Annotated in this window: 13 protein-coding genes; 5 read left to right on the forward strand and 8 right to left on the reverse strand. The window is 59.2% G+C overall.

All coding sequences use genetic code 11. The features are described from left to right. The first annotated feature begins 62 nt into the window (after positions 1 to 62). Entirely contained in the window at positions 63 to 290 is a 228-nt protein-coding gene (locus B0D71_RS01335; protein WP_103393128.1) for a DUF465 domain-containing protein, read from the forward strand. Positions 291 to 570: 280 nt separating this feature from the next. Here the strand turns inward: B0D71_RS01335 and B0D71_RS01340 are convergent, their stop codons facing one another. The 5 genes from B0D71_RS01340 to B0D71_RS01360 form a co-directional block, all read right to left on the reverse strand. Beyond that, complete coding sequence (locus B0D71_RS01340) at positions 571 to 1,650, reverse strand: SMP-30/gluconolactonase/LRE family protein (RefSeq protein ID WP_103393129.1); 1,080 nt, start codon at positions 1,648 to 1,650, stop codon at positions 571 to 573. Then, the gene (locus B0D71_RS01345; protein WP_103393993.1) at positions 1,647 to 2,792 is read right to left on the reverse strand and encodes a sterol desaturase/SRPBCC family protein; all 1,146 of its coding nucleotides are present in this window, start codon (positions 2,790 to 2,792) and stop codon (positions 1,647 to 1,649) included. Before B0D71_RS01345 ends, B0D71_RS01340 begins: the two co-directional genes overlap by 4 nt. 106 nt (positions 2,793 to 2,898) lie before the next feature. After that, on the reverse strand, positions 2,899 to 3,762 hold the full coding sequence (locus tag B0D71_RS01350; RefSeq protein WP_103393130.1) for a LysR family transcriptional regulator: 864 nt from the start codon (positions 3,760 to 3,762) through the stop codon (positions 2,899 to 2,901). 164 nt (positions 3,763 to 3,926) lie between these two features. Continuing rightward, entirely contained in the window at positions 3,927 to 4,241 is a 315-nt protein-coding gene (locus B0D71_RS01355) for an SCP2 sterol-binding domain-containing protein (RefSeq protein ID WP_007987439.1), read from the reverse strand. A 64-nt stretch (positions 4,242 to 4,305) separates the two neighbouring features. Next, positions 4,306 to 5,016 (reverse strand): histidine phosphatase family protein, encoded by a 711-nt coding sequence (locus B0D71_RS01360; RefSeq protein WP_103393131.1) that lies wholly within the window; start codon positions 5,014 to 5,016, stop codon positions 4,306 to 4,308. Between the two features lie 201 nt (positions 5,017 to 5,217). On the opposite strand from B0D71_RS01360, the gene sohB reads away from it, so the two are divergent. Next, on the forward strand, positions 5,218 to 6,240 hold the full coding sequence (gene sohB / locus B0D71_RS01365; RefSeq protein ID WP_103393132.1) for a protease SohB: 1,023 nt from the start codon (positions 5,218 to 5,220) through the stop codon (positions 6,238 to 6,240). Between the two features lie 392 nt (positions 6,241 to 6,632). Then, positions 6,633 to 10,520 (forward strand): dermonecrotic toxin domain-containing protein, encoded by a 3,888-nt coding sequence (locus B0D71_RS01370; RefSeq protein WP_103393133.1) that lies wholly within the window; start codon positions 6,633 to 6,635, stop codon positions 10,518 to 10,520. A 52-nt stretch (positions 10,521 to 10,572) separates the two neighbouring features. Here B0D71_RS01370 and B0D71_RS01375 read toward each other — a convergent pair whose 3' ends face one another. Beyond that, positions 10,573 to 11,067 (reverse strand): DUF934 domain-containing protein, encoded by a 495-nt coding sequence (locus tag B0D71_RS01375; RefSeq protein ID WP_103393134.1) that lies wholly within the window; start codon positions 11,065 to 11,067, stop codon positions 10,573 to 10,575. Then, positions 11,051 to 12,709: a nitrite/sulfite reductase gene (locus tag B0D71_RS01380; RefSeq protein WP_103393135.1), complete on the reverse strand. Its 1,659-nt coding sequence runs from the start codon at positions 12,707 to 12,709 to the stop codon at positions 11,051 to 11,053. Before B0D71_RS01380 ends, B0D71_RS01375 begins: the two co-directional genes overlap by 17 nt. 524 nt (positions 12,710 to 13,233) lie before the next feature. Between B0D71_RS01380 and B0D71_RS01385 the strand changes: the two genes are divergently transcribed. Next, positions 13,234 to 14,319, forward strand: a complete 1,086-nt coding sequence (locus B0D71_RS01385; RefSeq protein WP_103393136.1) for an ABC transporter substrate-binding protein — start codon at positions 13,234 to 13,236, stop codon at positions 14,317 to 14,319. A 6-nt stretch (positions 14,320 to 14,325) separates the two neighbouring features. On the opposite strand, the gene B0D71_RS01390 is transcribed toward B0D71_RS01385, so the two are convergent. After that, positions 14,326 to 14,544, reverse strand: coding sequence for a DUF2970 domain-containing protein (locus tag B0D71_RS01390; RefSeq protein ID WP_103393137.1), 219 nt, complete (start codon positions 14,542 to 14,544; stop codon positions 14,326 to 14,328). A 166-nt stretch (positions 14,545 to 14,710) separates the two neighbouring features. On the opposite strand from B0D71_RS01390, the gene B0D71_RS01395 reads away from it, so the two are divergent. Then, entirely contained in the window at positions 14,711 to 21,289 is a 6,579-nt protein-coding gene (locus B0D71_RS01395) for an NEL-type E3 ubiquitin ligase domain-containing protein (RefSeq protein ID WP_103393138.1), read from the forward strand. Positions 21,290 to 21,355 lie beyond the last annotated feature (66 nt).

Raw genomic sequence — 21,355 nt, forward strand, 5'->3', positions numbered from 1 at the left:
TCTGATAGTTGGTGAACGCAATTGATCGCGTTTCGCTGCCGATCAACAAACGGAGGTGTTCCATGCCGGTGCCCCATGACCTTTATCAGGATCTGAAACGCTCAAAGGAAGAAATCCAGCAGAAACGCACCAAGGATCCGTTACTGGATTCACTGCTTAACAAGTATTCCCAGGCGGATGCCGAAGTGGTGAAGGCAGAGGAGGCCAAATCCAACGATGACACCGTAAGGAAGCTCAAGGAGGTGCGTTTGCAGGTCAAGGACAAGATCGTCAAGCAACTGGGGTTGTAGTCCTGCCTCACCGAACCTGCCACCGACGATCGGTGGCGCAAAAGTTGGAACGACCAAACCGAACCGGCACCTCGAATGCTCAGAGACCCATGCTATGGCTCTCAACGAGGTGCCTCATGACCCAACCCGAATATTCCGACGAACTGAACGCTGTCCCTGTGGGAGCGAGCCTGCTCGCGATAGCGGGCTGAGAGGCAATGCATGTGTGACTGACCCGGCGCCATCGCGAGCAAGCTCGCTCCCACATGGGGTTTGCGGTGAATTCAGACACGCGTACTGCTCATTGCAATGCCTTGCTCAATGGCAACCGCGCCATGTTCTGTGCCTTCAACGAACCGAAATACAACCAGTCCCCATACTCGCGCACCGTGGTGATCGGTGAGTAGTTGTCGTTGCTGTCGTCCTGCAGGTTGGCGATCACCTTGCCTTCAAGGTCCAGGCCCAGGACAAACCCGCGCTTTTCCACGGGTTTGGGCAAGACAGTCATGGCCCGCACGATCATCTTGCGCACGAACGGATGCGCTGCGGTGCCATCGAGCAAGGCGTTTCGCGGGGCATACAATGCTACCCAGAACCGGTCGTGGCCATTGAACGACAGGTTGTCCGGGAGCCCCGGCAGGTTGTCGATGAACAGGTCGTGGGTGCCGGCCTTGGGGCCGTTGAGCCAATAGCGACTGATGCGGTAGGCGCCGGTTTCATTGACCAGCACATAGGCATCGTCCGGTCCCAGGGTCACGCCGTTGGCAAACTCCAGCTTGTCCAGCACAACCGATGTCTTGCCGGTCTGGAAGTCGTAACGCAGCAGGCGACCGTCACCGCCGTGTTCGAGCACGGCCTCACCGTCGTGGCCATAGCCAAAGCGGCTCGATGCATCGCTGAAATAGGCGTAGTGACCCGGTTTGTCGATGGCCACATCGTCGGTAAAACCGAAGGGCACGCCACCGGCCTCCGTGGTCAGGGCCACCAGGCGCCCCTGGGCGTCGAGCGACAACAAGCCTTTGACCGCATCGGCGATCACCAGCAGCCCATTGGGATGCCGGGCCAGGCCCAGTGGCCGGCCGCCGGTATCGGCCAGGACTTTCCTGGTCTTGCCATCCAGGCTGGTGCGGATCAGGCGACCGTCGTGCAGGCCGGTAATGAGCATATCGTTTTCCAGCAACAAGGCTTCCGGCCCGTCGATGTCGGCGGCACCGACGCGCTCCACGTCTTTGAGCCGCTGATTCTCGGCGTAGATTCCACTGGAGAGGGATGGCGCAGGCTGTGGCGTCCAGGCCACCGGTCGCACCTTGGTCGGCATCAGCAGCAAGAAGGCGCCGATGACGACAATGATCAGTAACAGGCATTTGAAGGTTCTGCTCACGCGCTGACCCCTGTCGCCACCAGGTATTTCTGCGCCATATCGCGCAACGCTAGCATCGACGCCGCCGATTCCCGATCGATGCGCCGCTTGAGCAGCAACCGGTTGGCGATCCGCATCACCGGACCACTGAATTGATACTCCAGGGTGCGGACGAAACGTGTGTTGTCGCCTGTGGCATCGCATTCATAGGTCACCACCAGCGACAGGCCATGATCACCCTGGGCCCGGGCGCTCCAACGGCGTCCAGGCAGGTGCTCCATCACCTCCCAGCTCAAGTGCCCGTCGCGGCCGCCGGCGCGGATGTCTTCCTCGAAACGTGCACCGGCATGCAACGGGCCTTTTGGCCCATCGATATGCAGCGACGACGGATGCCATTGCGGCCAAAGGGTCACGGTGCTGGCGTAGGCAAGTACATTGATCGGGTGTCCGGCAATGACAATCTGATGCTGCATGCGGGTCATGGTCGTTCTCGTCGGGTTGAGCGGCGCAGGTTCCGGCTCCCAATAAAGGGTGCCGAACAGGTAGTCCATCAGCGGGAAAACGATGTTGAAATTACGCTCCTGCATCAGTTCGCGGCGGTGGTGCAACTCGTGCAGCCGGCGCATCTGGCGGATCCACGGCAACCGCGTGACCGCGTAGCGCGGCGGCAGATGCTCGCAGGCATGAAACACTTCATAAGCGAGGTAGCCGAGGACAAGAATGCCGCCGACCAGTCCGGCGACGTTGGCATTCAATTGCCTGAGCAGCCACCAGAGGGGCAGGGCGACAGCAAGGGTGTGCAGCACGATCAGCCACGCCGGAAAGAGAATCACCCGCCAGTCGCGCGCGCTGTCGTAGGTCATGTGGCCGGGGGTGAAAAAACTGTGGTGGTCGCCTGCGTGACGGGCATAAAACAACCGGGCGACGCGCTTTTTATGATGCCCCAGATGGCGATGCACCATATACACGCCGAGGTTGAACAACAGCAGCGTGATGGGTACCGCCAGCCATTCCGTTGGCCGCACCTGATGCAGGTTGCTCAAGAACGCGCTGATCGCCAGCACCCCGAACACCAGGACAAAAGCGCCATGCAGCCAAGGGTTGTAGAGTGGATGAATGTCGGCACGGTAGCGGCTGCGGAATCCTTCGGTGGTCTGCCTCACTGCAATCACCTGTCGTTTTTGTTATCTCCTTAAGATTAGCCGATCCCGGTGATGTGACGGGGTGAACCTCAAGGACACAACGGCCATGATCCGGTGCAAACCGGTCTCAGGTGAGCGGGTCCCAGCGTTGCGACCAGTCTTCGTCGGAGTCGATGACTTTACGTAGCAGGTCGAAGGCGCTTTGCAGTGTTGGCGAGTCACGATCGCGCGAATAGACCAGATAGGTCGGGTAGTTGAATTCGGGAGCCTTGGGCACCCGTTCCAGGGTGCCGCTGTCGAGATAACTCTGTACGACGCGGGTGCGGAAGTAGCCACTGCCGCCGTTTTCGAGAAGGTACTGCAAGCCCAGCGGGCCAAGGTTGAAGCTCAGGGCCGCCTTGGCTTTTTCCGGTAGGGCGGCATCGTGCTGGCGCCGGAAATCAGCCCCCCAATCGATGTACACATAAGGATCGGGCCTGCCGGCCAGGCGCACGAGAATCAGTTTTTCTTCGAGAATCTGCTCCACCTGCAAACGCGGCCAGTACTCGGGTTGATACACCAGCGCGGCATCCAGAACGCCCAACTCCAGTTGGCGCAGCAGGTTTTCGCCGTCACGGATTTCCATGCGCAAGGCGTGGCTGGGGATGTGCTTGCGGATTTCGCCGGCCCAGCCGAGCATCAACGGGTTACACAGGCTCACCTCGCCACCGATGTGCAGCACATCGCGATAGCCCTCGGGTAATGGCAGGTCACGTCGCGCGGCTTCCCAGGTTTGCACCAGCTGATTGGCGTACACCACGAATGCTTCACCGTTGGGTGTCAGGCGGGCGCCGGCACGATTGCGTACGAACAGGGTGCTGCCCAGTTGGCTCTCGAGTTTCTGCACCCGCGCGGTGATCGCGGTCTGGGTGACATGGAGCTTCTCGGCAGCCGCGGCCAGGCTGCCATGACGAACGATTTCGAGGAAGGTGCGGGCGAGGTCGATGTCCATGGGGCGGCCGGTGTGGGAGGTTCAGGCATTGTAAGAGCGGATGCCTCACTGGCACCACTCATACCCTGTGGTGAGGTATATGACAGGTAAAAACGACGAATCCCGCCACTAAGGGCGGGATTCGTTTGCAGCAGATACGCCCCCGAAAATCGGGAGCCCGGTGCTTACGACGGGAACAGCTCGGACAGTTTCATCGCCAGCATCATGTCGCCTTCAGCGCGCAGTTTGCCGCCCATGAACGCTTGCATGCCGTCGGTTTCGCCGCTGACGATGCCTTCCAGGGTTTCGCCGTCCATCACCAGGGTCACCTGAGCGTCCGGGTTCTCGCCTTCCTGCAGTTCGCAGGTCTGGTCTTTGACGATCAGCGAGAAGTTCTTGGTGTCGTCGATGCGGAAACCGAAGACCAGGTCCAGACCGGCAGCAGCGGCTGGGTTGAACTTGGCTTTCATTGCTTGTACGGCGTCTGCTACGGAGGTCATGGTTCGATCCTTTCTTGGGTAATAAGAGCTGGGTGATTACAGCCAGGGTCACAATAGTCCGGACTCAGCGAAACGTGATGAGTTCCGGTGCCTTCAACAGTTGCAGATGCGCATGACCGTTGAAGGAAGCCAGGGCCACCTCGCGACCACGAAACTTAAGCTGGTTGAGCGAGGTGTTGACGATTTGCCAGTTCAATTCAAAGGCCTGCGGGGCAGGCATTTGCGTAATCAGGTGGAGCAGGGCAGTGATGGTGCCGCCGGAGGTGAACACGGCGATTTTCTGGGTGTTGTCGGCCTGGTCGAGAATACGATGCAAGCCGGCCCGCACCCGCTCGACAAAGCCCAGCCAGCTTTCCAGGCCCGGTGTGTCATAGGTGCCGGCAAGCCAGCGCTCGATGATCAGGGCGAAGATACGCTGGAACTCACCACGGTTTTGCGCGGCGTTGCGCAAGATGTTCAGCGCTTCGGGTTCGTCCGGCAGCAGGGCCGGCAACAGCGCGCGGATCACCGCATCGGCGTCGAATTCGTTGAAGGCGGAGTCGGTTTCCAGGATCGGCACCGGCAGGCCCACTGCGGCGAATTGGTCCAGCGCGCTGTTGGCCGTGTGCTGCTGGCGGCGCAGGTCCCCCGCCAGGCAGCGGTCGAAGCTGATCCCCAGTTCGGCCAAGTGACGGCCAAGGATTTCAGCCTGACGAATGCCGGTCGGCGACAGGACGTCATAGTCGTCTGCACCGAAGGAGGCCTGGCCATGTCGAATCAGATAGATACTGCCCACGTCCGCGTCTTCCCGGTACGTTGAAGGTTTGGCGAGGTTATGAGGATGGCGGTGTGCTGTCAATGAAAAAACATACGCTTGTTTGAAATGTTCGTTACAGGCCTCTTGCCAGAGGTTTCACGGCTGGTCGCAAGGTCGACGCATGGGTATGCTGGTGGTATCCCGCGCGCGTTTAAGCAGCGCATCGATTGAGGAGTCCCTGTGGAGTTTTTTTCCGAGTACGCCATTTTTCTGGCCAAGACCGTGACCCTGGTGATCGCCATTCTGGTGGTTCTGGCCAGCTTTGCGGCCCTGCGCAGCAAAGGGCGGCGCAAGTCGTCCGGCCAGTTGCAGGTCAGCAAGCTCAATGATTTCTACAAAGGACTGCGCGAACGCCTGGAGCAAACCTTGCTCGATAAGGATCAGCTCAAGGCCCTGCGCAAGACCCAGGCTAAAACCGACAAGAAACAGAAGAAAAAACCCGAGGCCAAACCCCGGGTGTTCGTGCTGGATTTCAACGGCGATATCAAGGCTTCGGCTACCGAAAGCCTGCGCCACGAAATCACCGCCTTGCTGACCCTCGCCACACCGAAGGACGAAGTGGTGCTGCGCCTGGAAAGCGGCGGCGGCATGGTCCACAGCTACGGCCTGGCCTCCTCGCAACTGGCGCGTATCCGCGAAGCCGGCGTGCCCCTGACCGTTTGTATCGACAAGGTCGCGGCCAGTGGCGGCTACATGATGGCGTGCATCGGCCAGAAGATCATCAGCGCGCCGTTCGCGATCCTCGGCTCGATTGGCGTGGTGGCGCAGTTGCCAAACGTCAATCGCCTGCTGAAAAAGCACGACATCGACTTTGAAGTGCTGACCGCCGGTGAATATAAACGCACGCTGACCGTGTTTGGCGAAAACACCGAGAAGGGCCGGGAAAAGTTCCAGCAGGACCTGGACATCACCCATCAACTGTTCAAGAACTTCGTGTCGCGCTATCGCCCGCAACTGGCGATCGATGAAGTGGCCACTGGCGAAATCTGGCTCGGCGTCGCGGCGCTGGACAAGCACCTGGTCGACGAACTCAAGACCAGCGATGAATACCTCGCCGAACGCGCCAGGCAGTCCGAGCTCTATCACTTGCACTACGCCGAACGCAAAAGCCTGCCGGAGCGCATTGGCATGGCCGCCAGCGGCTCGGTCGATCGCGTGCTGCTGAGCTGGTGGAGCCGTTTGACTCAGCAACGTTTCTGGTAACAGGGCAGGAGATAGTGCAAGACATCCAGCCGGGGCATTAGCCCCGGTTTTTTTTGGGTGCTTTCACTGGTTTGGCGGCCACTTCATTTTCAGCCGTGCACGGTCCCTTAATGTAGGAGCCGGCTTGCTGGCGATGGGCGTTAACGATAACGCGTGTGAATGGATAAACGCGGCGCACTTGAGTCCATCGCCAGCAAGCCGGCTCCTCCAGGTATGCGTTATCTGTGTTTCCCGGGATTGCGTGAAGAACCTTCTTTTGGCCTGCGAATGCTTGCCCGATGTCCTCCACCGCATGGCGAAATCTCTGTAGGCAGCAGGCAACCGTTCCTGCTTTCGGCAACGCGGTGGCTGGATATGTTGGTGTTCCAAAAAACAGTTGCCATGGAATGCACATGAATGACCATCAGACACCGCTTCATCCTGAGCTTGCGCCGCTGCGCGAAACCCTGAAGTCTGTGGTGAGCGCGGCTTTGCCGCAGTCTCCCGAGCAGTTCGGTGCTCAGTTGATCAAGGAGAAATGGGGGCAAGACATCGACCCGCAAACCGCCATGCTGGTCACCCTGGATTACCGCTACCGCGGGCACCCTGCGCAAGACGGTATTGAGCAAGGTCAGGTGGCAAATACGCAATCGTTGGTGCAGGCGTTGTTGGCGAACTACCAGACCCTCGGCGACGGGCGTTTCGCCGAAAGCGCATTTGGCTTGTACACACCACCTGATGTCGGCCCGTCCATCCGTATCGTGGAGCATGTCGATGAATTCGCCGACCACGGCAATGGCAATCACCATACCTACGAAGGCATCTATCGCCAGATCACGCCCCAGGTGTATGGACCGGCAACGCAAATTGCCCTCAGGCCGGCGGCGTTCAAACAGTGGGTGTGGGAACTGGATTTGCAAACCCGCTATCAGGCGTACCTTGATCGCGCCTGGCCCTCTGATGAGCGAATCGTCCAGGCGGCGCCTTACGACCTGAGAACCTCGACCAAGGCGGCCTTTATCATGAGCGCCTGCCTGCAACATCAGGAGGGCAGTTTGACTCGGGAGGGCCAGGTCCTGGCCCTGCAGGCCGCCGGGTTGCCAGCGGAACAGGCCTGGGGTGCGTTGACCATCGAACAGGTGCAGGCACCCACTCGTATCAGCGCGCCGATTGAGGTCGGTCGGCTGACGATCTATCGCTACACATCGGACGATATCTGGTGTTATCGCCACCGTCTCAGCGGCCGGGTCCTGCTGAGCATCCCGGGCAACTCCTCACCGTTGCATGAATTCACCGACTTGCAGCACCTGCGCCAATGGATTGTGGCGCAAGGTCGAGAGCCAGCCACACGCCAGGCGTTGCTCGCGCACTTTGCCGAAGATGACCGCGAAGACGGCACTTTTCATGCGGGTGTGTCGACGGCGTTGCAGGGCATGGCGGTTTACCCGAAGGAGCACTGGCTGACAAGGAGCGCCGGGCTCTTCAATGATGACGGCTTCTGGGACCCGCAGGATTACATCGATCTTGAGCGGGCGCCCTCAAACACCGACCCGTTCGCCCAACTGGTGCGGACCATGAAACAGGCATCCATGGCCGGCGTCAAAACCATCCGTGACGATGCCCAAGTCAATCGCGACAACCTGAGCGCGGTGGTGGAACCACTGGTGCAGTGGATCAACCGGCTGGGACCATTGGCATTGTTCATTCCGGGAGGTGAGGGGGGCCTGGTACTGGCCGGCCTGATCGACGCCGGCTACGGCCTTGATCAGGTCATCAACGGTAAAACACCCCAGCAGCGCTCCGAGGGCGTGACGCGTACTGTCTTCGGTTTGCTCAATGCGCTCCCGCTGGCCGGGGCGGTGGCAGCGCTCAAGGGCGAAGAAAAAATCGCCGGAACCGTGCACGAGCCCGGGGAGGGCGCAAGTGAGCCGCAGACTAAAACGCCGGTTGAGCCATCACCCGAATCGGCTCCAACGCCGGTGTCGACACGAGTGGATCTGATGCGTGGTGTTTGCGCGCCGTTTGCGTCCTTCAGTGATGAGGTCCTGGCTCAGATCGCTAGGATCAGCAGGGTCGACGACGATATGCTGCGCCTGATGCAGGCCGGACGCCCGCCGACGCCGTTGCTTGCCGACACCATCACTCGCTTCAAGCTCGATCAGGAACTCGAAACCGTCGGCGATCGGCAAACCCGGGCCGAACTGTTCAGTGCCCGCTATCAGGCGCTCCAGCATACGGACCGGGAATGGGTTCGCCTGTTTCAGCGCGAATACCCCGGTTTACCGAAAAACGCCATTGAGCAAATCCTCGACCGTTCGGGAGTTGACATCAATCGGCCCGTCGATGCTGACGAGGCGCTGCAACTGCTCAAGCGCCTGGACAACAAATCGCGGGGGTACCAACAGCATGTACGACTCAACCGGGCCTATGAAGGTTTGTACTTGCGTTCGGTCAACCATCCCGAAACCGATGTCCTGGCATTGCACTCCCTGCAGCACCTGCCCGGCTGGCCGCAAGGCTTGCGCATCGACGTGCTCGACGGGTCAATCAGTGGCCGTGTCCTCGACCGCTGCGGTCTGCTCGACTCCACGGTTTGCCGGCGTTTGATCAAGGTCGGTGATCGCTATCGGTATTCCACGGTGGCGGCTACCGACGGCGAGGATTCGGATCTGTTTACCGCGCTGGTCGATCTATTGTCAGGGGAGGAACGTGCGGCGATGTCGCTGCGCTCACCAGACGCGGCCAGTCAGTTGCGGCTGCGTATTGGCATGCATGCCTTGTCCCGCTCTGAGCTGATTGGCGGTTTGAATCGAATGGATTCGCGGTTGCCCTTCGAAGGCCTGGGGTTGCGCGGTGGCGGCTTCCCGAACACGCCACAAGCCGCGGCACTGACCCAGCAAGTCATGCGTCTGCAGGTCAAGGATCTGTATCCGGATTTCACCGACGCCCAGGCGGATGAGCTACTCCTGACGGCGGGCAGCGGGGCTCAAGCATTGGTGGATCGCCTGATTCTCGAGATGCAGCAATTGCATGCCGATCTGCGCCACTGGATCGACCAGGCTGCGCTGGATGTCGATGACATGGACGTGGATTTTCTGGAGGAGGACGACGATGACGCCGTGGGCATGAGTCCCGAGCAGGTGGCGGCGCACAATGTCGAACTGCTGCAAACCGTGATCGATTACGAGCGTGAAACACGGATTGAGCTGGGCGATGAACTGATGAGTATCTGGAAAAAAAGCCCGCCCCAACTCAATAGAGTGGTGTCTGGTGAGGTGTTTTCCGGCTACAGGCTGGATCTGGGTTTCGAGGACTACCATCGGTTACCGACGATAAACGTGCGCTTCAATGAGGTGGTCGAGCTATCGATGCAGGGCCTGCACCTGGTCGAGCGCGAGAGCCTGAACGACTTTCTCGACAGTTTTCCGAATCTGCGCTCCCTGAACCTGGAGCGTGTCGACCTGCGGCGGTTAAACGCAGACGGCGTTCTGGAAGGTGTGCTGCCGAGACCGATTCGGCAAATGAAGCACCTCACAACGCTCAACCTGCGCTCCACTTTACTGCAGCTTCAGGAGAGCACGGCCGCACAATTTGCTGATTTGGTGAGCCTGCAAACGCTGGATCTGAGTGACAACCCTTTGACCGTCCCGCCCGTTGTTCTGGGGCTCAAAGAGTTGCGTGTGTTGAACTTGAGAAACACCGGCATACGCCATTGCCCGATTGGCATTACCGATCAGCCGTACCTCACCTCGCTCGACTTACAAGGCAACCGGATCAGCCGGGTTCCCAGCGCGATTATGAATCAGGCGGTCTCCCGGGACAGGGTGAAGCTGTGGGGTAATCCGTTGACGGATGAAGACACGTTATTGCGCCTGGTCGATCATCGTCAGCGCACCGGTATCAATCTGTGGTTGAGTGAACCGGGTGCCGATTATGGCGGTGCGACGCCTTGGCTGAGGGAGGGCGATGGAAACGTGCGCGAGGCGCGGCAACAGATCTGGCAACGATTGGCCGCCAAGCCATCGGGCAGTGTGTTGCTCCGGGTCATGGACGGATTGAGCCTTACGGCGGATTTCCAGGTGGGTTATCGGTCGCTGCAGGCACGCGTGTGGCGCTTGCTCCACGAGGCGGATACATCAGAAGAATTGTGGGGGTGGCTTCGCCAATGTGTCGAAACGCGGATGGCCGATGCGCAAAACCCGTTCAGGTTGTTCGTGGTGCTGGAAGATCGAGTCCGGCTGTACCGCGACTGGGTCGCCTTGGGGCGGCCGGTGCCGCTGGCGGATCATCCGGTGTTCTAGCGCGAAGGATAAAAACCCTTGAACCCCGGGGCCGGGATTCAAGGGGTGACAGTCAGCGGCGACGGAACAACGGCAGCGGTTCGTCGGTAGCGGCCTGATAAGTCACTGAGAAGTCCCTGAGGCCTTCAAGGGCTTCGTGCGGGTCTTTGTCGGCGCGAATGGCGAACGCGTCGAAACCACAGCGATGCATGTAGAACAACTGGTCACGCAGCACGTCGCCAATGGCCCGCAATTCGCCCTTGAAACCGTAACGGTCACGCAGCAGGCGGGCGTTGGAGTAGTTGCGGCCATCGGTGAAGGCCGGGAAGTTCAGGGCGATGACCTGGAACTGCGCGACGTCTTCGCCGATTTCCTCGGCTTCTTCATCGGCGTCCAGCCAGATGCCCAGGCCGCCGTCGCGGGCCAGGAGCATACGGCTGTGTTCACGCCACAGCTGCAACGGCACGATGTAGTCGTCGCAGTTGCTGATTTCATCGATGCTGAAGTCCTTTGGCAGCAGGTGCCAGGTCTCGTCGACGACCTCGTTGTTCTTAATGATTCGCTGCATAGACACGCTCCTTGAAGAGGTCGATACCAATACGCTGATAGGTGTCGATGAAGCGTTCGTCTTCGGTACGTTGTTCGATGTACACGTCGATCAGCTTTTCGATCACGTCAGGCATGGCTTCCTGGGCAAAGGACGGGCCGAGGATCTTGCCCAGGCTGGCGTCACGGCTGGCGCTGCCGCCGAGGGAAACCTGATAGAACTCTTCGCCTTTCTTGTCCACCCCGAGGATGCCGATGTGGCCGACGTGGTGGTGACCACAGGCGTTCATGCAGCCAGAGATGTTCAGGTCCAGTTCACCGATGTCGAACAGGTAGTCCAGGTCGTCGAAACGGCGCTGGATCGATTCGGCGATCGGGATCGACTTGGCGTTGGCCAGGGAGCAGAAGTCGCCACCCGGGCAGCAGATGATGTCGGTCAGCAAGCCAATGTTCGGCGTGGCGAAGCCTTGCTCGCGCAGCTCGCCCCACAGGACGAACAGCTTGTCCTGCTCGACGTCGGCCAGAATGATGTTCTGCTCGTGGGAGGTGCGCAGTTGACCGAAGCTGTAACGCTCGGCCAGGTCGGCCACGGCGTCGAGCTGCTTGTCGGTGATGTCGCCCGGTGCAACGCCGGTGGGCTTCAGGGACAAGGTCACGGCCACGTAGCCCGGCTTCTTGTGGGCCAGGGTGTTGCGCACGCGCCAGCGGGCAAAGCCCGGGTGCTGCCGGTCGAGCTCGGCCAGGGCGGCGGTCTGGTTTTCCAGGGGCTTGTAGTCCGGGTCGACGAAGTGCTTGGCGACGCGTTGCACTTCGGCTTCGGTCAGTGTGGTCTGGCCACCGCGCAGGTGCTCCATTTCCGCATCGACTTTCTGTGCGAAGACTTCAGGCGTCAGCGCCTTGACCAGGATCTTGATCCGCGCCTTGTATTTGTTGTCACGACGGCCGTAGCGGTTGTAGACCCGCAGGATGGCGTCGAGGTAGCTCAACAGGTCTTGCCATGGCAGGAATTCATTGATGAATGCACCCACCACCGGCGTACGGCCAAGGCCGCCGCCGACCAACACACGGAAGCCCAGTTCGCCAGCGGCGTTGTGCACCGGCTCAAGGCCGATGTCATGGACTTCGATGGCGGCACGGTCGGAAGTCGAACCGTTGACGGCGATTTTGAATTTGCGCGGCAGATAGGCGAATTCCGGGTGGAACGTGGTCCACTGGCGAACGATCTCGCACCATGGGCGCGGGTCGATCAGTTCGTCGGCGGCGACGCCGGCGAACTGGTCGGTGGTGACGTTGCGCAGGCAGTTGCCGCTGGTCTGGATCGCGTGCATCTGCACGGTGGCCAGTTCAGCCAGGATGTCCGGAATGTCTTCCACCGCCGGCCAGTTGAACTGCACGTTCTGCCGGGTACTGATGTGGGCGTAGCCCTTGTCGTAGTCGCGGGCAATCCTGGCCATCATTCGCATTTGTCGCGAAGTCAGTTGGCCGTAAGGCACGGCGACTCGCAACATCGGCGCGAAACGCTGGATGTAAAGGCCATTTTGCAGGCGCAGAGGGCGGAATTCTTCTTCGCTCAGCTCGCCTGCCAGATAGCGTCGGGTCTGATCACGGAACTGCTTGACGCGGTCCTCGATGATCCGCTGATCGTATTCGTCGTATACGTACATATAAGTCCTGTTCTCAGGCTTGGGCCGGTCGGAAACAGCGGCGTTTTTTGGCTTGCTGGCGTCCGATAAAACCTCGGCAATTCTGCGCGCACGGCCGCGCACTCCCTACGGAGCCGGGGCAAGATACCAGTTTGCAGTTATGCGTAAAAGTGAAGTTTGAGCATATGTAAAGAACCAAATCGCCTAATGAGAGCCGTCGCTGCAAAGACCCTGTTTGTGATGCGGGCAATCGTCGTCTTTACTCTGCTCGTGTCTTTATGCAATCACCGATAAAACCGACAAGAGGCGATGCAATGAGCAACCCAACCAAAGCAAGGAAAGGCGATAGCACTGTTGATGCCTGGGCAATTTTGTTCCTGATCATTCTGGTCGTGGGGACGGCGGTTTTCTGGGTCAGCCATCAGTAAACGACCCCGTCCGGGCCCGATTCCGACGATTGTCCGACAAAAACCGGAAAAGTCGCCGTTTTACGGACGTTCGCTGGCTATAATGCGCGGCGAATTTCCGGGGGGCTCGGACGACCAATGTTGAAGTTTCTGTATGGCGTATTGCTGACGCTGGGCATGGTCACGGGACCTTGTGCCCAGGCGGCGTCGGTGCTGTTCCTGAACCCGGGAACCCCCACGGAAGCTTTCTGGGCGAGTTACTCGCAGTTCATGCAGGCCGCGGCGACCGACCTGGGGATGGACCTGCGCATCCAGTATTCCGACCGCGTCCCGGAAAACACCATCCGCCAGGCTCGTGAAGCCCTTCAGGGTTACCATCGTCCCGACTACCTGGTGTTCGTCAACGAGCAATATATCGCCCCCGAAATCCTGCGCCTGGCCAAAGGCAGCGGGGTGAAGCTGTTCATGGTCAACAATGCCCTGACCCCGGATCAGATGAAGCTCGTCGGCGCACAACCCGACAAATATCCCGACTTGCTTGGCAGCCTGGTGCCCAATGACGAAGAAGGCGGCTACCTGATGCTCAAGGAACTGATCCGGCAGCACGGTCCGGTAGCTCCCGGCCAGACCATCGAGTTGCTGGCTTTTTCCGGTTTGAAGATCACCCCCTCCGCGCAGTATCGCGAGAAAGGCATGCGGCGCGCCTTGGCCGAGCATCCCGAAGTGCATTTGCGGCAGTTGGTGTATGGCGGCTGGACCCGGCAGCGCGCCTACGAGCAGGCCAGGCTGTTGTTCAAGCGCTACCCGCAGACGTCGCTGGTCTGGGCCGCGAATGACGAAATGGTGTTCGGTGTGATGCAGGCCTATGTCGAGGCCGGCGGCGTGCCAGGCAAAGGCGTGTTGTTCGGCGCGATCAACACTTCACCCACCGCGCTGCAGGCACTGCTCGATCGTCGCCTGAGTGTCTTGCTGGGCGGGCACTTCAGCCTCGGTGGCTGGGCACTGGTGCAATTGCATGACTACGATGAAGGCGTGGACATCAGCCAGTACGGCGGCCGCGACCGGCAGATTCCATTGCTGCAACTGATCGATCGGACACAGGCCAAGCGACTGCTGGCGATGGGGGCCGCGCAGGACTTCGGTGTGGATTTCCACAAACTTTCGGCCAAGGGGCGTCCCGCGTCCTGGCGTTACCCGTTCAGCCTGCAAACCCTGATGCACTGAATCGCATCAAACCCCGGCCAGAAGCAGCACCAGCTTGACGATGCCGAACAGCGCCAATGCAAACACCACCGTGAACACAATCCCCAGAATCACGAAATGACTCGGCTTGCCGTGCGTGAAGTCACGCGCCCGGTTCTTCCCGCTCTGCACCCCGAACGCTGCAGCCATGACACTGTGCAGCATCTGCCAGAAGGTCGGCGGTTTGTTGTCGACTGGATCGTCCATAAATCCCTCGCCTTTGAGTAGTCCTCTGAGCATAGCCAAAACGGCGGCTGGCATTTTAGCTGGCTGACGCATTTCGAAATGAGTATTGGCCGGTGCCATAACTATCTACCGCAGTGGCGGCTCCCTGAAATGATGTTCTGTCGTTCCACTTTTCAGGAGCGACAATATGGCTACCCTTCCACCCTCTTTACCCCGTCAACATAGGGTTGCGGGACAAAGCAGCATTCATCGCGAACTGCTCGAGCAGATGACACCCGCCTGGCTGATCGATGCCACGCCCGCAAGACGGGCCGCGTTAAAGGAGATCGGCACGCTTGCAGCAGACTGGTTTCAGCGCGCATCGGTCAAGCAACAGCAGGTACTGAAAAACAGTTTCAATGCCAGTTTTAGTGCGCAGGCCAGGCTGGACAAAATGATGTCCTCGCTCCCGGACATCGACACCTTCGCCGGGCCGATTCTCACCAAGGCCCTCAAGGAACAGTTCGCAATTGAGCCGGACGTCAACAAAACCCTGCTCTGCCTCAGGCGACCGCTGGAGGTCAGCGATCTTGAAATCGAAGTTGCATCGTTCGAGGTAATGAAGCTTTCGTTGTTACAGGCGGCGCTGCATAACTTCGAAGCATCCGAGTGTGAGGAAGGTGCCTTCCATCGTAAATCCGGTTTTTTGATCGAGACGTCCACCCCCGGAACGTTTGAGGTAGCGACACTCGACATGACGGTCAGAGAGTTCCTGTCCCTGTGTCGCAAGCTGGATATCGGTGCGCAGTATCAAGCGTGTGTGAAGGCTTTTTTTCAGCCGGCGGATACTCAGCAGGAAACGGTACTGCGCCAGCAATTCATTGCCAGCCAGAAAGCGGCCATGAGCGCAGCTGCTGAACTGGCCCTCTTGAAGAAGGATATCGAGCCCGAAGACTACACAATGATCCTCTCGGTCGTTGAAGGCGAGATCCATCCCCGAGTCGGTAACAGGCCCGTTTGGTTTCGTGACTTGAGTTTGATGAAGCGCCGGATGACAGGCTGCGTCGTGTTCAGTATCAGTGAGCAGTATCGCTATACCAGCGACTTCATCGTCTACATTCCCCATGATCCCGAGCATCCGCTCAAACGCTACACCTCCGAGCAGTTGAGAGAAACGTTCAAGCGGCAGTTCACGGACCGGGGTACAACACAGCCCGGCGCTGATGGCCCGACGGCTCAGCAGCGTTTTTTCAGCCAGTTCGTTGCTTACGCCGATCGTCCTTATTACTTCAGTCAGTTCACCCGAAAAGCCTCGGATGCTCCAGCCGATCCCTTGCATTCCATCTGGGTGAAAGTCGCGCAATACATTCCGGTATTGTCTAGCGTTGCGCACATCAAAGAATTGCCGCCAGAGCGATCTGGCAAGCGCGAACCTGTCGAGGATCCCTACCTCAATCCTTTCGGGATCGTTCGCGAAGGCGTGGCCGGCATCTGGTCCGCCAACACGGACCTGTGGACCTACCTCTACGAGCAAAACCGCACCAAGGTGATCGCCGATGCACGCAGCCATGCGGTCCCCACGGCTGACGTCGATGCGAAAGTGCGCGCGCAAAAGCTCAGCCACCTGCTGGAAATCGGCATGCTCGGATTGAACATGGTGTCGATGTTCGTGCCGGTACTGGGGGAGATCATGCTGACGGTCATGGCGGGTCAACTCCTGTATGAGTCCTTCGAGGGCGCGATCGAGTGGAGTGAGGGCGATCGCAATGCAGCCAAGGCGCATCTGATCGATGTGGCCGAGAATCTGGCGCTGATCGCCGTCATGGCGGGGGCTGGCAAAGGGGTGAGCACGTTGGCTGCTGTGACACCCGAGCCAGTGGTCGAGCGCCTGGCACCCGTCAAGTGTGCCGATGGCGAAACCCGATTGTGGAAACCTGAGCTGAGCGCCTATGAACGTCATGTCATTCTGGACCGCAATTCAGTCCCTGATGCGTTGGGACAGCATCGGATAAACGGCAAAACCTATATCCGGCAGAGCGGCAAGGTCTATGAAACAACCTTCGACCCTTCGCTGAAAAAGTGGCGCATCCAGCATCCGACTGATACGCACGCCTGGCAACCCATACTCGAACACAACGGGCACGGTGCCTGGCGCCATTCGCTGGAGCGGCCGCTTGCCTGGGATCGTATGACGCTACTGCGGCGCATGGGGCATATCACCGAAGCTTTTTCTGATGAGCAACTGCTCAACATCGCGGATGCCTGTGGTGTAGACGACAATGCCTTGCGCAAGATGCACATGGATCGTTTGCCGCCGCCACCGGAACTGGCGGACGCCTTGCGGTTGTTCGAAGCCGATCCAGGCAGCGGCGGGCCACTGATCGAAAAATTGCAGCGTGCCAGCCCGGGACTGAGTGAGTCCGCGGCCCGGAGGGTTCTGCTGGATGCCAATGCCGAAGAGCTCGCCCGGCTGAAAACATCTCGGCGAATACCCTTGAAGATGCTGGAGGAGACGCGTTGGTATACGCAACAGGGGCATCAGGCCAAGGCCTTCGCCGGCCTGTACATGGAGAGCATGGCCTCGGCTGACAGCAGATGGCTCGCGCTGCATGCACTGGAAAAATTGGCCGGTTGGTCCGGCGAGGTACGCCTGGAAGTACGCGATGGACACATCAACGGCCCGCTCATCGATGGCATTGGCCATGAATCAGCAGGCAGTCGCAAGTATGTCGTGAAACAGGGGCCTGTTTATCAAGCGTTTGATGAGCGTGGAGAGGCCCTCAATAGCGTGCCCGCCGATGGCGAGAGCTTTTTCGCTTCGATCATGCACGCCTTGCCTGATGAGTCCCGCCAGGCACTGGGCATTCCACACGTCAGTCAGAGTGCCAGTCTGCGGCAGGCTGTCATCGATTCGGCCATCGAGCATCGGCTGGATTTGTCGCAGCAGCTGGCGAAACGAGCGGGCAGCCGCAAGTCGTTCAAGCCACCTGCACGTGTCTCCGAGCGCAGGCTGGGTTACTACGCCAGCGGTCGCGGGCAAGGTTTCAATCCTTCTCTGGTGGCTCGTGTGCAGGATGTGTATCCAGGCCTCACCGATCAGCAAGCCAGTGGATTTATCCTGGCGCAGTTGCGGGCGGGTAAGACCGATGCACAGATTTACAGCCTTCTGCAGGGGCGTATGCGTGAGTGGGAAGTACTGGAATCAACACTCGATCAATGGATTGGCGAGGCTGTGCCGGAATCCGTGTTGCAATCCATGCTCGGGGGCAAAGCCTCGGTCGCGCAAAGCATCAAGCAAAGCTGGCGCAATTCGCCGCTGGCTGAGGAACACTCCCGCTTCAGGTTGCTTGATTTGGTCTGCGACGACCCGATCCCTCCGTTATCGGCGGACTTTTCCCATGTGCATGATCTGTACGTCCGGGGCCGGTGTATCACTGATACTAATGCCGATGCGCTGTTGGCGAACTTTCCCAAGCTGAAACGACTGCGGATCAATGCCACGGGCAACGGTTTCAGCAACGTACCCGAGGCGTTGAGCGGGATGCCGGACCTCACGGGGCTGAGTCTGTATTCAGCTGTACCCTACGCGGCAGACATGCCGTCGAGACTGAGTGCGTTGACGGCGCTCGAGGAACTCCGCGTGTATTCAACCTGGGGCGTTCCGATGGCCTTGGACGTCAGCCGGCTGGGCAATCTGCGCTTGCTCGAAGTGATTGCGCCTTCAATGGATCAGTGGCCCGCCGGCGTTCTGGAACTGCCCCAGCTTGAACGTCTGAATCTCGCCGGGACAGGCATCAGAACGTTACCCGACGGTGTTTTCGAAGGGCATGAAAAACTGTGGTCCGGGCTCTCGCTGGATTGGTCGAATTTTCTGCGCAAAAACTTCAAGCCAGCGTACGAGTATGTCAAGCGTCACCCGCAACACCTGGTTGATCTGGAAGACATGGTCAGGAATTACAGCAAAGGTGAGTTGAGGCGTCTTGGTGAAGGCCTCAATGATCCGTTCGAGGGATTGTTCGATCTGTTTGTCGAACAATGGCAAGGTGCAGGGGCGAGGTTCGATGCTGTCGAAGCATTGAGTGAGCAGCATCATCGGCTCAACCAGCACCTCAATGAATGGTCCCAACGCGCGCTGCAAATGCCGGCAGTGACCAACGAGATCATGGGGCGCACATGGACGGCAAATACCCTGAGAACCTGCTGGCGCAACGGTGCATTCAAGCGCTATGGCTCGACGGCCGATGCCTCGGTACTCGACTTGTCAGGTATGGAACTGAGTGAGTTTCCCGAATTGCCCGACGGCGCCTTCCCGGAAGTAAAAGCCTTGTATCTAAAGGGGAGTAAAGCCCCCGCTGAACCCATCCGTGGTTTCGTACGCGGTTTTTCCGAGCTTGAAAAACTCGACGTGAGTGGCAGCGGCCTGACCGAAGTGCCCGTAGCGTCCGGTGATCTTGGAAAACTGACCGATCTGGATCTTTCCAATAACCGGATTGTTGTCGACGCTGTAGTTCAGCAAACGTTTGATGGACTACAGGCGCTCCAATACCTGGACTTGAGCAACAACCCGTTGAATGCCCTGGACGTCAGTGCAATGACTCGCCTCAAGGCCTTGAACCTGCGCGGCACGGATCTGCATGAGTGGCCGACGGGGACACAAAGCCTGCCAGAGCTGTACTGGCTGGATTTGCGTGACAGCAAGGTCCACGCGCTGCCAGCGCAGTTGCCGGATGAGACATTGCTCAAGACCAACCTGATGGGTGCAGCCTTGACTCCACAAGCCGTCGCAATGCGCAATGCGGCCCGGCAACGAGTGGAAATGGCCAAAGGTCTTCCGGCCGGGGCTTTGGAGCGGTTCGACCTGGAACAGGTGCCAGAGGAGTTCCCGCTGTTCGAGAGCGGCAGTTCGATCGCAAGCCATTTGTTGCCGCTGCCGCAAGTCCCGGCGGGAGAAGGGGATGCGGTTTTCACAAAGCGCCTGCAACGACTGAAACCGACACTCACCGATGATGACGCCTTGCAAATGCTCGAACAGATGCGCGGGAGCGAGGCCGCGAACGTGAGAATTGTCGAATGGGAGCAGGCCTTTGAAGCGCTCACGCGCCAATTGAATGGCTGGCTGTTTACCCGCGGATCCCGCGGCGCTGGCTGGATGACCTCCTCCAGCATTCGCAGGCAGGCTGCTTTGCGAATCCTTGAATGCTGGCGCACCGGCCTGAGCGCAACGGACTTGGTGGCGGATGTGGTGCTGGATCTCAACGGTCTGCAACTGGGCGATCTGCCTGAGCTGCCGGCACCGTTCGAGCATGTCGGCACGTTGAAACTGACGAGCGTAAAACTGACCCGGCAAGGTTCCGATGGGTTCCTCAAGGCATTCACCCGCCTGAAAGCGCTGGACCTCAATGGCAATGGTCTGGACGCCATTCCAGAGCCGGTCCGGTACATGGACAGGCTCGAGCATCTGGAAATGTCTTCAAACCGGTTGGCCGATACCGAGCAGCTGTATGCCGCACTGACCCCTCTGGAGCGATTGCAGTGGCTGGATTTGAGCTACAACGAACTGGATGCCTTTGATATCGGTGTTTTCGAGCGTTTGGAGGCGTTGGATCTGCGCAACAACAATTTGACCGAATGGCCGGACGGGGTGTTCGACAGCCATCAACTCAGCACGCTCAATCTCAGTGGCAACGACATCACGTCGATCCCCGAGCAGGTCCTGAGTGGCAACCACGAGGTCCTGATGGCCGGTACGGATTTGAGCGACAACTACAATCTGTCCCTTGAAAGCCTTCAGCGACTCAGGGCTTACCGTGAAGCGGGTTTGCACGACAGGGTTCTTGGGATCTCGCGGACCGATCTCGATGAGTTGATCGATGACGCCAACGGCTATGGCGGCGGCAGCAGTGAAGGCATCGACACGGATGAGGACCTGCCCGGGGCTGAGCCGGATCCCGAGCAAAAAACACCGTGGCTGGCCAATTTTCCCCCTGAGCAATTGATCAGTAAAACCGAGATATGGAATCAACTCGCGGCAGAACCGGACAATGCGGCGTTCTTTCATCTGCTTTCGCGATTGCAGGATACGCAGGAGTTCAGGGTGGCAAACGCCGATTTGACGCGGCGGGTCTGGACGGTCATGGAAGCCGCCGCCAGCAATACCGAACTGCGGGAAATCCTGTTTGCCAGTTCCAGCACCCACGGCACGTGTGTCGACGGTCGAATCCTGACGTTCAGCGGGCTGGAAAGCAGAGTCTTCACCCACAATGCCTTGCTTGATATTCCCGTCGGGCGCTTGAGTGTGAAGGGTCAAGCGCTGCTCAAGTTGTCCCGGCAGCTGTTTCGACTGGACAAGGTCGACGATCTCGCGAGGAAAGTCGCTGCGCAAACCGGTCAGGATGAGGCCGAGGTACGCTTGGGCTATCGAATCGGCCTGACGGAAGGATGGGCGGACGGCCTTGAGTTGCCAGGGCAACCGAAACACATGACCTACGCCTCGGGAGTGACCGCTCAACAACTGGCGGGCGCGCGCATCGAGATCGCCAACGCAGAGCAATCGGATGGTTTTTTTGAAGACTTGATCCAGCGCGATTACTGGGTGAGTTATCTCAAGGAGAAATACCCTGACGTGTTCAGGGCGCTCGATGAGATGGATGTTCAGGAGGAGGTTGATAGCGCTGACGAGGCGGCATTCTTGAGTCAGCTTTTCGAACAGGCCGCCGCGCGCAACGCGAAGATGATCGAATTGTCACGACAGGAGGTCGCGGATCTGACGACTGTCTCAAACAGGTAAATCACCTGTGGGAGCTTGCTCGCGATGGGGGCTTGATGTTCAACATCAATGTTGACTGATACGCCG

Source organism: Pseudomonas laurylsulfativorans (genome assembly GCF_002906155.1).
Lineage (GTDB): Bacteria > Pseudomonadota > Gammaproteobacteria > Pseudomonadales > Pseudomonadaceae > Aquipseudomonas > Aquipseudomonas laurylsulfativorans.

Bases quoted from the DNA above. Each gene is read 5' to 3' on its own strand.
- B0D71_RS01335 (WP_103393128.1), top strand. From the start codon at position 63: ATGCCGGTGCCCCATGACCTTTATCAGGATCTGAAACGCTCAAAGGAA.
- B0D71_RS01350 (WP_103393130.1), bottom strand. From the start codon at position 3,762: ATGGACATCGACCTCGCCCGCACCTTCCTCGAAATCGTTCGTCATGGC.
- B0D71_RS01355 (WP_007987439.1), bottom strand. From the start codon at position 4,241: ATGACCTCCGTAGCAGACGCCGTACAAGCAATGAAAGCCAAGTTCAAC.
- B0D71_RS01370 (WP_103393133.1), top strand. From the start codon at position 6,633: ATGAATGACCATCAGACACCGCTTCATCCTGAGCTTGCGCCGCTGCGC.
- B0D71_RS01375 (WP_103393134.1), bottom strand. From the start codon at position 11,067: ATGCAGCGAATCATTAAGAACAACGAGGTCGTCGACGAGACCTGGCAC.
- B0D71_RS01380 (WP_103393135.1), bottom strand. From the start codon at position 12,709: ATGTACGTATACGACGAATACGATCAGCGGATCATCGAGGACCGCGTC.
- B0D71_RS01385 (WP_103393136.1), top strand. From the start codon at position 13,234: ATGTTGAAGTTTCTGTATGGCGTATTGCTGACGCTGGGCATGGTCACG.
- B0D71_RS01390 (WP_103393137.1), bottom strand. From the start codon at position 14,544: ATGGACGATCCAGTCGACAACAAACCGCCGACCTTCTGGCAGATGCTG.
- B0D71_RS01395 (WP_103393138.1), top strand. From the start codon at position 14,711: ATGGCTACCCTTCCACCCTCTTTACCCCGTCAACATAGGGTTGCGGGA.